This is a genomic window from Pseudomonas sp. 203-8, from assembly GCF_020708595.1.
Lineage (GTDB): Bacteria > Pseudomonadota > Gammaproteobacteria > Pseudomonadales > Pseudomonadaceae > Pseudomonas > Pseudomonas aeruginosa.
Genome location: NZ_JAJFDF010000014.1, coordinates 142,388 through 155,249 on the forward strand (window position 1 = coordinate 142,388; position 12,862 = coordinate 155,249).

The window sequence follows — 12,862 nt, forward strand, 5'->3', positions numbered from 1 at the left end:
CGCTCAGCGGCTGAGTTTTTCGGTGATGAACGACATCAGTTCGCCGATCGGCAGGTTCTGCGACTCGCTGTCGCGGCGGCCCTTGTATTCCAGGACGCCTTCGCTGAGGCCGCGGTCGCTGATCACGATGCGGTGGGGAATGCCGATCAGCTCCATGTCGGCGAACTTCACCCCGGGGCTGGTCTTCTTGTCGCGATCGTCCAGCAGCACTTCGAAACCGGCTGCGGTCAGCTCGGCATAGAGCTTGTCGGTCGCCTGCTTGACGCTCTCGGTTTCGTACTTCAGTGGTACCAGGGCGATCTGGAACGGCGCCAGTGCGCTTGGCCAGAGAATGCCGCGCTCGTCATGGTTCTGCTCGATGGCGGCGGCGACCACGCGGGATACGCCGATGCCGTAGCAGCCCATGATCAGGTTGACCGGCTTGCCCTGTTCGCTCAGGACGCTCAGCTTCATCGCTTCGCTGTACTTGGTGCCAAGCTGGAAGATATGACCGACCTCGATGCCGCGCTTGATCACCAGGGTGCCCTTGCCGTCCGGGCTGGGGTCGCCTTCGACGACATTGCGCAGGTCGGCGACCTCGGGCAGCGGCAGGTCGCGCTCCCAGTTCACGCCGAAGTAGTGCTTGTCCTCGATGTTGGCGCCAGCGGCGAAATCGCTCATCAGGGCGACGGAGCGGTCGACGATGCAGGCGATCGGCAGGTTGACCGGGCCCAGCGAGCCGGGGCCGGCGCCGATGGCGGCACGGATCTCGGCCTCCGAAGCGAATACCAGCGGGCTGGCGACCAGCGGCTGGTTGGCGGCCTTGATTTCGTTGAGCTCGTGATCACCGCGGACGATCAGGGCGACCAGGGTGCCTTCTTCGGCGCCATGCACCACCAGGGTCTTGATGGTTTTCTCGATCGGTAGCTGGAAGCCGTCCACCAAGGCCGCGATGGTCTTGGTGTTGGGCGTGTCGACCAGGCGCATGTCCTCGGTGGCGCTGCCGCGGGCGCTCTCGCGCGGCACGGCTTCGGCCTTCTCGATGTTCGCGGCGTAGTCGGAGCTGTCGCTGAAGACGATATCGTCCTCGCCGGAGTTGGCCAGCACGTGGAACTCATGGGAGCCGCTGCCGCCGATGGAGCCGTTGTCGGCTTGCACGGGACGGAAATCCAGGCCGAGGCGGGAGAAGATCTTGCTGTACGCCTGGTACATCCCGTCGTAGGTCTGCTGCAGCGAGTCCTGGCTCAGGTGGAAGGAATAGGCGTCCTTCATGATGAATTCGCGTCCGCGCATCAGGCCGAAGCGCGGGCGGATTTCATCGCGGAACTTGGTCTGGATCTGATAGAAGTTGATCGGCAGTTGCTTGTAGCTGTTCAGCTCGTTGCGCGCGAGGTCGGTGATCACTTCTTCGTGGGTCGGGCCTACGCAGAATTCGCGCTCGTGGCGGTCCTTCAGGCGCAGCAGCTCAGGGCCGTATTGCTCCCAGCGCCCCGACTCCTGCCACAGCTCGGCCGGCTGCACCGCCGGCATCAGCACTTCCAGGGCGCCGGCAGCGTTCATTTCCTCGCGGACGATGGTCTCGACCTTGCGCAGTACCCGCAGGCCCATTGGCAGCCAGGTGTAGAGACCCGAGGCCAGGCGACGGATCATGCCGGCGCGAAGCAGCAGTTGATGGCTGATTACCACCGCGTCGGCGGGGGTTTCTTTGAGCGTGGAAAGCAGATACTGACTGGTACGCATCTTTGGCCGTTATGTCGGTTGTATCGGGAGGAATGGCTGGGCATTGTACGGTGCCGGTCTGGCTGCGTACAGGGCGCCGGCCATCGATGATGAGGAGTCAGCAGGCAATGAACGCGGCGCAGGTACAGGCGTTGATCCGCATGGGGCTGCCCATGGCCGAGGACATCGATTTTCGTGTCGAGCGTCTCGACGAACGACATGCGCTGGCGCGCATACCTTTTCACGGCAAGCTGGTGCGTCCCGGTGGAACGCTGTCCGGCCCGACCATCATGGCGCTGGCCGACGCGGCGATGTACGCGGTCATTCTCGGGCGTCTCGGGGCGGTCGAGATGGCCGTGACCTCGAACCTGAACATCAACTTCCTCAGCAAGCCCAGGCCCGAGGACCTGTTGGCCGAGGCGAGCATCCTCAAGCTGGGGCGGCGCCAGGTCGTCTGCGAGGTCGGGGTGTTTTCGCAGAGTAATGAGGAAGACCTGGTGGCCCATGTCACCGGTACCTACGCCCTTCCTTTATAGGCGCGTTGCCGCCAAGAAGAAAAAACCCGGCGATGCCGGGTTTTTTCGTTGCCTGTCGGTCGATTACAGGATCGACAGCGGATAGTCGACGATCAGGCGGAACTCGTTCTGGTCGCCTTCGCCCTGGTCGGCGTTGGCACGGTGCCAGGCCTGGCGGATGCGGAACGACAGGTCCTTGGCCGGACCGGACTGGACCACGTACTTGGCTTCGAGGTTGGTTTCGTGGTGCTTGCCATCCTCGCCGTACAGGCCTGCATAGGAGGAGCTGGAATCGACCTTGGTACCGTCGATGTCCTTACCATTGATGTAACGCAGCATGAAGGTCAGGCCAGGAACGCCGTAGGAGGCCAGGTTCAGGTCGTAGCGGGCCTGCCAGGATTTCTCGCCAGGACCGTTGAAGTCGGAGTACTGGACGGAGTTGGCGAGGAAGATCGAGTCGCCGCCGGCGCCGGAACCGTTGCCGCCGAAGCCGATGTAGTCGAACGGCTCGTCGCCATGCACCTGCTGGTAGGCCAGGGTGAAGGTGTGGGCGTCCAGGGTATACGCGCCCGCCAGGGACCAGGTGGTGTTGCTGATGTCGCCAGCCTTGGACTTGCCTTCGTCGGTGGTGCGGTAGATGTTGAAGTCGAAGCCCAGCGATTGATCGGAGGCCAGCGGGATGGTGTAGTTGGTGTTCAGGTAGTACTGGCGATAGATGTCTTTCAGCTCTGCGCCATAGAGGGAGGCGCTGAGGTTGTCGGTGATCGCGTAGCGGCCGCCAGCGAAGTCGGCGCTCTTGGCTGTCTGGCCGGCGTAGGTGGCGTAGAGCTCACCGCGCGATTTGACGGTGGTCGGCTCCTTGCCCTCGGTGAAGTGGCCTGCCTCGAGGTCGAGCCCTTCGAATTCGCTGCTCTGCAGCTGGAAGCCGGTCGCGGTCTGCGGGAACAGGCGGCTGCCGCCAGCGGCGAAGACCGGGGCGGTCGGTTGCATCTCGCCCCACTTCAGCATGGTCTTGGAGATGCGCACCTTCACGGCGCCGCCGGCGCGGCTGTAGTCATCGCGCGGCTTGCCGTCGTTCATCACCGGCAGGTTGCCGGTGCCGGTCTTGTCGGAGGTGCCGTCGAGCTTCAGGCCCAGGTAGCCGAAGGCATCGACGCCGAAGCCCACGGTGCCTTGAGTGAAGCCGGATTCGTAGGTGGTGAGGAAGCCCTGGGTCCAATCGACGCGATCACCCCGACCTTCCTTGCCGTCACGGTTGAAATAGTAGTTGCGGAGCAGCAGGTTCAGGCTGCTGTCTTCGATGAACCCCTTCGCTTCGGCCTGATCGCTGACGAATGCGTCGGCCACGGCGAACTGAGTGCTACCTGCGGAAACCGCCAGTGCAATGGCGCTCCACTTCATCACTTTCATTGTGATTGCTCCTTTGGTTTTGAAATTATCTCTGCCATCACAGTGCCGCAGTGACGGCTAGTTCTTCTTGTCGGCGCTAACTTATAGCACGCAGTGTTTCTTGGCGATAGTTGAGGTTCCGAAGCGACGGATTCTTTACCGTGCTGTCGCAAAATTGCATGACGCATGTCGCATCTGCGTAGGTGCGCAGTTGAAAAAATGACGTATGTCGCGGGGTTGGTCACTCTTGTTGAGGTCGCTTCTCAAGTCGCTTTTTCCGATTGGCGGGGCCTTGTAATAAAAATGTCATGTTCCGTACGGCCCCTCTTACTGTGATGAAAGAGGTATAAGCAAACTCCGTGCACAAATTGGAAAATGGCTTCGCCTATGTATTCCAGTTGGTCTCTTCGAGAGCGAGGCTATTCTGTTTGAAAGCAAACGAATTATGCTTTGAAACCTGATTGTAATCCGTCTGCTTCAAGGGTTGGTTGCCATCGAGTTGTCTGTGGCGAATGCGTTTGTATCCACGGCATGTCTTATGTTCGGCGTCGCGCTGTATTCATTTGGCCGGCATCTTATGGGGCGTTCGGCTGGAGAGGCGCGCCAAGCTGGGGCGGGCGGATGTGTGGGCTTGCTTTGGCCGGGCGGCGAAGTATCCTGCGCGGCAGTTACGGCGGGGCCCTTCCCGGAGGGAGGGGCTAAGCTGTCCATGAACGACGGTCGAACAGGAGAGGTCAGTATGTTCGCTTTGGATCCCCGGCTGGAGCAGGACACCCTGTTGCTCGGCGACTTTCCCCTCAGCCGCCTGCTGCTGATGAACGATGCCCGCTATCCGTGGTTCATCCTGGTGCCGAGGCGGGAGGATGTCACCGAGCTGTTCCAGCTCGATGTCGATGACCGGCAGGCGCTGTGGCGCGAGGCCACGCTGCTGGCAGAGGTCCTCAAGGACACCTTCCGTGCGGACAAGATGAATGTCGCTAACCTGGGCAATGTGGTCAGCCAGCTTCACATGCACGTGATCGTCCGGCGACGTGGTGACGACGCCTGGCCCGGCCCTGTCTGGGGGCGCCATCCGGCTCGGCCTTATTCTTCCGAGCAGGTCGAGGCGATCCGCGGCAAGTTGCGGATGGTGCTGACCGACGGCTTCCGTTTTGCCGGGGAGGCCTAGATGGAGCTGGACGCGCGCATGGATGACCTGGAATGCCGCCAGGCTTTCCAGGATGACACTTTGCAGGCTCTCAACGATGTGGTGGTCGAGCAGCAGCGCAGCATCGAGCGACTGCAGCTTCAGGTCGCGGCATTGATCAAGCGTCTGGAAGACGTCCAGGGGCTGGTGGGCGAGGCGGGGGAAGACGAAGCGCCTCCTCCCCATTATTGAATGCACAAAAAACCCGCCGTTCGGCGGGTTTTCTGTTTTTCGCGGCGGTCAGCGGCGGGAGGCGATCACGTCTTCCGCCTGCAGGCCCTTGTCCCGTTGTACCACCGAGAACTCCACGCGCTGGCCTTCGATGAGGATGCGGTGGCCTTCGCCGCGAATCGCTCGGAAGTGGACGAAGATGTCCTCGCCCGAATCGCGGGAAATGAAGCCGAAACCTTTTGAGGTGTTGAACCACTTCACGGTACCGGTCTCCCGGTTGCCGCTGTCCTGGCTGCCGCCGAGGGCTGCCGGGGCGCTGGCGCTGCGCGAGACCGGCTTGCCGGGTTTCAGGCTGCCCGCCAGTTGCAGGGCCGTGGCCAGCACCAGGCTTAGCAGGGGCAGGACGATCGCCGGCTGGTCGGCGATGGTCGGCAGCGGCGCCAGCAGGATCAGTGCCTGCAGGACGACGCCCAGGACCAGCAGGGCGGCTGCGCCGGCCTGCAGCGGGCGGGTTGGATGTGACGATTGCAGTACGGGAGCGAAGAGCAGGTTGATCAGGCCCAGAATGGCCAGGTAGATGGCATCGGGATGTTGCAGGAAGGGTGTGGCTTCGGTTCTTAGGCTGGGAATGAAGGACAGCAATAGGGCGGCGACGCCCGTGACCAGAAGGACGATTTTCAACATGTCAATGAGTTCACCTTGATGGGGTAACGATCAAGTAGCCGGACAGCGCTTCGGTGCATGAAACGAAAGGTGCGGAAGGAAGGCCGGCCTATGCGCGTGACGCACGGCGGCTATTTAACAGGAAAGCAGGAGGCTACTCAAATCAAGCGGTTGGCGCCGGAGGGGGAGGGCGGGACCCTGAGGCGGGCCCCGCTTTCTATCGAGCGATCGACGATCAGCTGGCAAGAAGGCTGCGCAACATCCAGGCGGTCTTTTCATGCACCTGCATACGTTGGGTGAGCAGGTCGGCGGTGGGTTCGTCGCTGACCTTGTCCAGCAGCGGGAAGATGCTGCGGGCGGTGCGCACCACGGCTTCCTGGCCCTGGACCAGTTGCCGGATCATCTCCTCGGCTTCCGGAACGCCTTCCTCCTCCTTGATGGACGACAGGCGGGCGTAGGCGGCGTAGGTGCCGGGCGCCGGGAAGCCCAGGGCCCGGATGCGCTCGGCGATGTCGTCCACGGCAACGGCCAGTTCGGTGTACTGGCCTTCGAACATCAGGTGCAACGTGTTGAACATCGGGCCGGTGACGTTCCAGTGGAAGTTGTGGGTTTTCAGGTAGAGGGTGTAGGTGTCGGCCAGTAGCCGCGACAGGCCCTCGGCAATGGCTGCGCGATCCTGTTCGCCGATTCCGATATTGATTTCCATGGCGTTCTCCTTTCAGTCGGCCTTGTGAATGGGGCACTCCGAAACAGTTGGAGTGAGGCTAACACAGGGTTTTTCCCAGCGCTCTTGGTCTATGTCAAAGGCGGCGATAGGGAGAATCTATTCCGACTGCCCGGTCAAGCGAATGGTTCGCAGGGGGAGGCGAAATGCTTCCGTTCAACGGCCTGGCTTCCCGCGTGACAGGCCGGCGGGGCTGGCTGCAAGCCATGGATTTTTCAGGCTATAATCCCCGCCTTCAATGCGAAGTGGGCCCGGATGCGGGTGCTTCGCCGTTGCCGTTCACCGGGCAGCGCGGGAGATGTCCTTCCGGGGGCGTACCGATGGTTCCGGTGCTCGGTCAGGGCCGGCGAGAGCCCGGCAATGGTCGCCAGGCAGCCGGCGGCTCCACAGAATCCAAGACTTACGAGAAGCGAACCACACCATGATGCGCAGCCACTATTGCGGCCAACTGAACGAGAGCCTGGACGGCCAGGAAGTCACCCTTTGCGGTTGGGTTCACCGCCGCCGCGACCATGGTGGAGTGATCTTCCTCGATGTGCGCGATCGCGAGGGGCTGGCCCAGGTGGTGTTCGATCCGGACCGTGCGGAAACCTTCGCCAAGGCCGACCGGGTGCGCAGCGAGTTCGTGGTGAAGATCACCGGCAAGGTGCGCCTGCGCCCTGAAGGCGCGCGCAACCCGAACATGGCGTCTGGCTCCATCGAGGTACTGGGCTACGAACTGGAAGTGCTGAACCAGGCCGAGACTCCGCCGTTCCCGTTGGATGAATATTCCGATGTGGGCGAGGAAACGCGCCTGCGCTACCGCTTCATCGACCTGCGTCGTCCGGAGATGGCCGCCAAGCTGAAGCTGCGTGCGCGCATCACCAGCAGCATTCGCCGCTACCTGGACGACAACGGCTTCCTCGACGTCGAGACCCCGATCCTCGGCCGGCCGACGCCGGAAGGCGCGCGCGATTACCTGGTGCCGAGCCGTACCTACCCGGGCCACTTCTTCGCCCTGCCGCAGTCGCCACAGCTGTTCAAGCAACTGCTGATGGTCGCCGGCTTCGATCGCTACTACCAGATCGCCAAGTGCTTCCGTGACGAGGACCTGCGTGCCGACCGCCAGCCGGAATTCACCCAGATCGACATCGAGACCAGCTTCCTCGACGAGAGCGACATCATCGGCATCACCGAGAAGATGGTGCGCCAGCTGTTCAAGGAAGTGCTGGATGTCGAGTTTGACGAGTTCCCGCACATGCCGTTCGAAGAGGCCATGCGCCGCTACGGTTCGGACAAGCCCGACCTGCGCATCCCGCTGGAGTTGGTGGACGTCGCCGACCAGTTGAAGGAAGTGGAGTTCAAGGTCTTCTCCGGTCCGGCCAACGATCCGAAGGGGCGTGTCGCCGCCCTGCGTGTACCGGGCGCCGCCTCCATGCCGCGCAGCCAGATCGACGACTACACCAAGTTCGTCGGCATCTATGGTGCCAAGGGCCTGGCCTACATCAAGGTCAACGAGCGCGCCAAGGGCGTGGAAGGCCTGCAGTCGCCGATCGTGAAGTTCATCCCCGAGGCCAACCTGAACGTGATCCTCGATCGCGTTGGCGCGGTCGACGGCGACATCGTGTTCTTTGGCGCCGACAAGGCCAAGATCGTTTGCGATGCCCTGGGCGCGCTGCGTATCAAGGTCGGCCATGACCTCAAGCTGCTCACCCGGGAGTGGGCGCCCATGTGGGTCGTGGACTTCCCGATGTTCGAGGAGAACGACGACGGCTCGCTGTCCGCGCTGCACCACCCGTTCACCTCGCCCAAGTGCACCCCGGCTGAGCTTGAGGCCAATCCGGGCGCGGCACTTTCCCGCGCCTACGACATGGTGCTCAACGGTACCGAGCTGGGTGGCGGTTCCATCCGTATCCATGACAAGTCCATGCAGCAGGCGGTGTTCCGTGTGCTGGGCATCGACGAGGCGGAACAGGAAGAGAAATTCGGCTTCCTGCTCGACGCGCTCAAGTACGGTGCGCCGCCGCATGGCGGCCTGGCCTTCGGCCTGGATCGCCTGGTCATGCTGATGACCGGTGCATCGTCTATCCGCGAAGTGATCGCCTTCCCGAAGACCCAGAGCGCTGGCGACGTCATGACTCAGGCACCGGGTTCTGTGGACGGCAAGGCCCTGCGCGAGCTGCACATTCGCCTGCGCGAGCAGCCGAAGGCCGAGTGATTCGAATCAACCCGCGGAGGCGCCGCTTGCGGCGCCTCCTGCCGAGAGAGCAATACGGAGTGAGTTATGGCTGGTCATTCTAAATGGGCCAACATCAAGCACCGCAAAGAGCGGCAAGATGCCAAGAAAGGCAAGATCTTTACCAAGCTGATCCGTGAGCTGACCGTCGCTGCAAGGCAGGGCGGCGGCGTCCCGGCGGACAACCCGCGTCTGCGCCTGGCCGTGGACAAGGCGCTGACCGCCAACATGACCCGCGATACCATCGATCGTGCCATTGCGCGCGGCGTCGGCTCCAACGATGCCGACAACATGGTCGAGCTTTCCTATGAAGGTTATGCGCCGAGCGGCGTAGCGATCATCGTCGAGGCGATGACCGACAACCGCAACCGTACCGCTGCCGAAGTGCGTCATGCCTTCAGCAAGTGTGGCGGCAACCTGGGCACCGATGGTTCGGTCGCCTACATGTTCGAGCGCAAGGGACAGATCAGCTTCGCTCCCGGCGTGGACGAGGAAGCGCTGATGGACGCGGCCCTGGAGGCTGGCGCCGATGACGTGGTAGTCAACGACGATGGCTCCATCGACGTGTTCACCACCTTCGCCGACTTCATTTCGGTGAACGAGGCGCTGGCCGCCGCCGGATTCAAGGGCGACGAAGCCGAAGTCACCATGATCCCTTCGACCACCGCGACCCTGGACCTGGAAACCGCGCAGAAGGTGCTCAAGCTGATCGACATGCTCGAGGACCTGGACGACGTGCAGAACGTCTATTCCAATGCCGATATCCCGGACGACGTGATGGCGCAGCTCGGCTGAGCCGATCGGAGCGATAACGCGAAGCCGGAAGTGGGGTACGCTTGATGCGTTCGAACCCCGCTTCCGGCTTTTAGTATCCAGCTTATGACTTTGATTCTAGGGATTGACCCGGGCTCGCGCATCACCGGCTTCGGCGTGGTGCGGGAAACGGCGCGCGGTTGCGAATACGTGGCGTCCGGATGTATACGGACCGGTAATGGCCCCTTGCACGAGCGTCTACACGTGGTGTTTCGCAGCGTCCGCGAGGTGATCCGCACCCATGGCCCGACGGCCCTGAGCATCGAGCAGGTGTTCATGGCGCGCAACGCCGATTCGGCCCTGAAGCTGGGGCAGGCGCGGGGGGCGGCCATCGTCGCGGCAATGGAGGAGGGGTTGAGCGTGGCGGAGTACACCGCCTCGCAGGTCAAGCAGGCAGTCGTGGGGACCGGCGGTGCAGACAAGCAGCAGGTGCAGATGATGGTCATGCATCTGTTGAAGCTGACCCAGAAACCGCAGATAGATGCTTCCGACGCCCTGGCCATCGCCCTGTGTCATGCCCATACCCAACAGAGTCTGGTCCCCCATGGCCTGGTGGGCGCACGCCGACGTGGCGGGCGCCTGCGTCTTTGAATAAGGAAAGCTCTTCGTGATCGGACGCTTGCGTGGCACCCTGGCGGAGAAACAGCCGCCACACCTGATCCTCGATGTGAATGGCGTCGGCTATGAAGTGGAAGTGCCGATGACGACCCTCTATCGGTTGCCTTCGGTGGGCGAGCCGGTGACCTTGCATACCCATCTGGTTGTGCGTGAGGATGCGCACTTGCTCTATGGCTTCGCCGAAAAGCGCGAGCGAGAGCTGTTCCGTGAGCTGATCCGGCTCAACGGCGTGGGTCCGAAACTGGCCCTGGCGCTGATGTCGGGCCTGGAAGTGGACGAACTGGTGCGTTGCGTCCAGGCACAGGACACCTCCACCCTGGTGAAGATCCCCGGTGTTGGCAAGAAGACCGCCGAGCGCCTGCTGGTGGAGTTGAAGGACCGCTTCAAGGCTTGGGAAAACATGCCCACGATTGCACCGTTGGTGATGGAACCCCGTGCCAGCGCTACAGTCTCAAGCGCCGAGGCCGATGCAGTCAGCGCGCTGATCGCCCTCGGCTTCAAGCCACAGGAAGCCAGTCGTGCCGTCGCAGCCGTACCGGGAGAGGATTTGTCCAGCGAAGAAATGATCCGCCAGGCCCTGAAGGGCATGGTCTAGGTGGCGCCCGATGATCGAGCCTGATCGCCTCATATCCGCCGTTTCCGGTCGCGAACGCGATGAGCAGCTGGACCGCGCCATTCGCCCGCTGAAGCTGGCCGACTACATCGGCCAGCCCAGCGTGCGCGAGCAGATGGAGCTGTTCATCCATGCCGCGCGCGGCCGCCAGGAGGCGCTCGACCATACGCTGATCTTCGGTCCGCCGGGGCTGGGCAAGACGACCCTGGCGAATATCATCGCCCAGGAAATGGGCGTTTCCATCAAGAGTACTTCCGGGCCGGTGCTCGAGCGTCCCGGCGATCTCGCCGCATTGCTGACCAACCTGGAGGCCGGCGACGTCCTGTTCGTCGACGAGATCCACCGTCTTTCGCCCATCGTCGAAGAAGTGCTGTATCCGGCCATGGAAGATTTCCAGCTGGACATCATGATCGGCGAAGGGCCCGCGGCCCGCTCCATCAAGCTGGACCTGCCGCCGTTCACCCTGGTCGGCGCGACCACCCGTGCCGGCATGCTGACCAATCCACTGCGCGATCGCTTCGGTATCGTCCAGCGCCTGGAGTTCTACAACGTCGAGGACCTGGCGACCATCGTCAGTCGGTCGGCCGGCATTCTCGGCCTGGAGATCGAGCCGCAGGGCGCGGCGGAAATCGCCAAGCGCGCCCGCGGTACGCCGCGAATCGCCAATCGCCTGCTGCGCCGGGTACGCGACTTCGCCGAGGTCCGGGGGCAGGGCGACATTACCCGGGTGATCGCCGACAAGGCATTGAACCTGCTCGATGTCGACGAGCGTGGCTTCGACCACCTCGACCGTCGTCTGTTGCTGACCATGATCGACAAGTTCGATGGCGGGCCTGTAGGAATCGACAACTTGGCTGCGGCGTTGAGCGAGGAGCGGCACACGATCGAAGATGTACTGGAGCCCTATCTGATCCAGCAGGGCTACATCATGCGGACACCGCGGGGGCGCGTGGTAACACGCCATGCGTACCTGCACTTTGGCCTGAATATTCCGAAAAGGTTGGGGCCGGGGGTGACGACGGATCTGTTCACGTCTGAAGATGGTAATTAATTGCATTTGTGGGCGATTGCCGATTGGCAAAGCCGGGACTTGGTTCTAGAGTATGCGCGCGCAACACGGGGGAAAGCCGTTCCAGCAGCGTTTCCGGGTCTATTACGAGGACACGGATGCCGGCGGCATCGTCTATTACGTCAACTATCTCAAGTTCATGGAACGGGCTCGGACCGAGCGGCTGCGAGCTTTGGGGTTCGCCCAATCGCAACTGGTCGGCGACAATCTGCTGTTCGTCGTGCACTCCGCCGAGGCGCGTTACCACGCCCCGGCCAAGCTCGATGATGAACTGCTTGTCAGCGCCGAGGTCGAGGAGTTGAACCGGGCGAGCCTGAAGTTTCGTCAACAGGTTCGTCGAGCGTCGGACTCCGTCCTGCTCTGCGAGGGGCGGTTCCTGGTGGCGTGCGTGCGAGCGGACACCCTGAAGCCACGTGCTATCCCCGAAACGTTGCGTGCGGCTTTTGCCGGAAGCCCGGATTCTTTTTCAGCAGGAGATTAAAGTGGAACCGAACGTCGTCGACCATACCTCCATGTGGAGCCTGATCAGCAACGCCAGTATCGTGGTGCAACTGGTCATGCTGACCCTCGTGGCCGCCTCGGTCACATCCTGGATCATGATTTTCCAGCGCGGCAATGCCATGCGCGCCGCCAAGAAGGCACTGGATGCTTTCGAAGAACGCTTCTGGTCGGGCATCGACCTGTCCAAGCTGTACCGCCAGGCCGGTAGCAATCCGGACCCGGACTCCGGCGTCGAGCAGATCTTCCGTGCCGGCTTCAAGGAGTTTTCCCGTCTGCGCCAGCAGCCCGGCGTCGATCCCGATGCGGTGATGGAGGGCGTGGCGCGCGCCATGCGTGTGGCCATCTCCCGTGAGGAGGAGAAACTCGAAGCCAGCCTGCCATTCCTGGCAACCGTCGGTTCCACCAGCCCGTACGTCGGCCTGTTCGGTACCGTCTGGGGTATCATGAACTCCTTCCGTGGCCTGGCCACCGTGCAGCAGGCAACCCTGGCCACCGTCGCCCCGGGTATCGCCGAAGCGCTGATCGCTACCGCCATCGGCCTGTTCGCCGCGATCCCGGCGGTCATCGCCTACAACCGCTTCTCCGCACGTTCTGAGATGCTGATCGGTCGTTACTACACCTTCGCCGACGAGTTCCAGGCCATCCTGCACCGCAAGGTGCACACCAGCGACGACTAAGACGACTGAG

General features: G+C 62.6%; 14 protein-coding genes. 10 read left to right on the forward strand and 4 right to left on the reverse strand.

Features of this window, described 5'->3' with window-relative positions:
• Positions 1 to 3: 3 nt before the first annotated feature.
• Positions 4 to 1,719, reverse strand: a complete 1,716-nt coding sequence (locus tag LJF27_RS28230) for a proline--tRNA ligase (protein ID WP_003102377.1) — start codon at positions 1,717 to 1,719, stop codon at positions 4 to 6.
• Positions 1,720 to 1,826: 107 nt separating this feature from the next.
• On the opposite strand from LJF27_RS28230, the gene LJF27_RS28235 reads away from it, so the two are divergent.
• Complete coding sequence (locus tag LJF27_RS28235) at positions 1,827 to 2,234, forward strand: PaaI family thioesterase (protein WP_003086091.1); 408 nt, start codon at positions 1,827 to 1,829, stop codon at positions 2,232 to 2,234.
• A 63-nt stretch (positions 2,235 to 2,297) separates the two neighbouring features.
• On the opposite strand, the gene LJF27_RS28240 is transcribed toward LJF27_RS28235, so the two are convergent.
• On the reverse strand, positions 2,298 to 3,623 hold the full coding sequence (locus tag LJF27_RS28240) for an OprD family porin (RefSeq protein ID WP_003107743.1): 1,326 nt from the start codon (positions 3,621 to 3,623) through the stop codon (positions 2,298 to 2,300).
• Between the two features lie 718 nt (positions 3,624 to 4,341).
• On the opposite strand from LJF27_RS28240, the gene LJF27_RS28245 reads away from it, so the two are divergent.
• Both LJF27_RS28245 and LJF27_RS28250 read left to right on the forward strand, forming a co-directional pair.
• Positions 4,342 to 4,770: an HIT family protein gene (locus tag LJF27_RS28245; protein ID WP_003107742.1), complete on the forward strand. Its 429-nt coding sequence runs from the start codon at positions 4,342 to 4,344 to the stop codon at positions 4,768 to 4,770.
• The gene (locus tag LJF27_RS28250) at positions 4,771 to 4,980 is read left to right on the forward strand and encodes a SlyX family protein (RefSeq protein ID WP_003086099.1); all 210 of its coding nucleotides are present in this window, start codon (positions 4,771 to 4,773) and stop codon (positions 4,978 to 4,980) included.
• Between the two features lie 48 nt (positions 4,981 to 5,028).
• On the opposite strand, the gene LJF27_RS28255 is transcribed toward LJF27_RS28250, so the two are convergent.
• Positions 5,029 to 5,643, reverse strand: a complete 615-nt coding sequence (locus LJF27_RS28255) for a cold-shock protein (RefSeq protein ID WP_003106665.1) — start codon at positions 5,641 to 5,643, stop codon at positions 5,029 to 5,031.
• A gap of 214 nt (positions 5,644 to 5,857) precedes the next feature.
• Entirely contained in the window at positions 5,858 to 6,328 is a 471-nt protein-coding gene (locus LJF27_RS28260) for a Dps family protein (RefSeq protein ID WP_003086103.1), read from the reverse strand.
• A gap of 439 nt (positions 6,329 to 6,767) precedes the next feature.
• Here LJF27_RS28260 and aspS point away from each other — a divergent pair, with 439 nt between their 5' ends.
• The 7 genes from aspS to tolQ all read left to right on the forward strand — a co-directional run bounded on the left by aspS (position 6,768) and on the right by tolQ (position 12,852).
• Entirely contained in the window at positions 6,768 to 8,543 is a 1,776-nt protein-coding gene (gene aspS / locus LJF27_RS28265; RefSeq protein WP_003123218.1) for an aspartate--tRNA ligase, read from the forward strand.
• Positions 8,544 to 8,609: 66 nt separating this feature from the next.
• On the forward strand, positions 8,610 to 9,356 hold the full coding sequence (locus tag LJF27_RS28270) for a YebC/PmpR family DNA-binding transcriptional regulator (RefSeq protein WP_003086107.1): 747 nt from the start codon (positions 8,610 to 8,612) through the stop codon (positions 9,354 to 9,356).
• A gap of 84 nt (positions 9,357 to 9,440) precedes the next feature.
• On the forward strand, positions 9,441 to 9,965 hold the full coding sequence (gene ruvC, locus LJF27_RS28275; protein WP_003112575.1) for a crossover junction endodeoxyribonuclease RuvC: 525 nt from the start codon (positions 9,441 to 9,443) through the stop codon (positions 9,963 to 9,965).
• A 16-nt stretch (positions 9,966 to 9,981) separates the two neighbouring features.
• Positions 9,982 to 10,587: a Holliday junction branch migration protein RuvA gene (ruvA, locus tag LJF27_RS28280; protein WP_003086122.1), complete on the forward strand. Its 606-nt coding sequence runs from the start codon at positions 9,982 to 9,984 to the stop codon at positions 10,585 to 10,587.
• Between the two features lie 10 nt (positions 10,588 to 10,597).
• Positions 10,598 to 11,656 (forward strand): Holliday junction branch migration DNA helicase RuvB, encoded by a 1,059-nt coding sequence (ruvB, locus tag LJF27_RS28285; RefSeq protein WP_003086123.1) that lies wholly within the window; start codon positions 10,598 to 10,600, stop codon positions 11,654 to 11,656.
• 52 nt (positions 11,657 to 11,708) lie between these two features.
• On the forward strand, positions 11,709 to 12,155 hold the full coding sequence (gene ybgC, locus LJF27_RS28290) for a tol-pal system-associated acyl-CoA thioesterase (protein ID WP_003086124.1): 447 nt from the start codon (positions 11,709 to 11,711) through the stop codon (positions 12,153 to 12,155).
• A gap of 1 nt (position 12,156) precedes the next feature.
• The gene (gene tolQ / locus LJF27_RS28295; RefSeq protein ID WP_003086125.1) at positions 12,157 to 12,852 is read left to right on the forward strand and encodes a protein TolQ; all 696 of its coding nucleotides are present in this window, start codon (positions 12,157 to 12,159) and stop codon (positions 12,850 to 12,852) included.
• Positions 12,853 to 12,862: the final 10 nt, after the last annotated feature.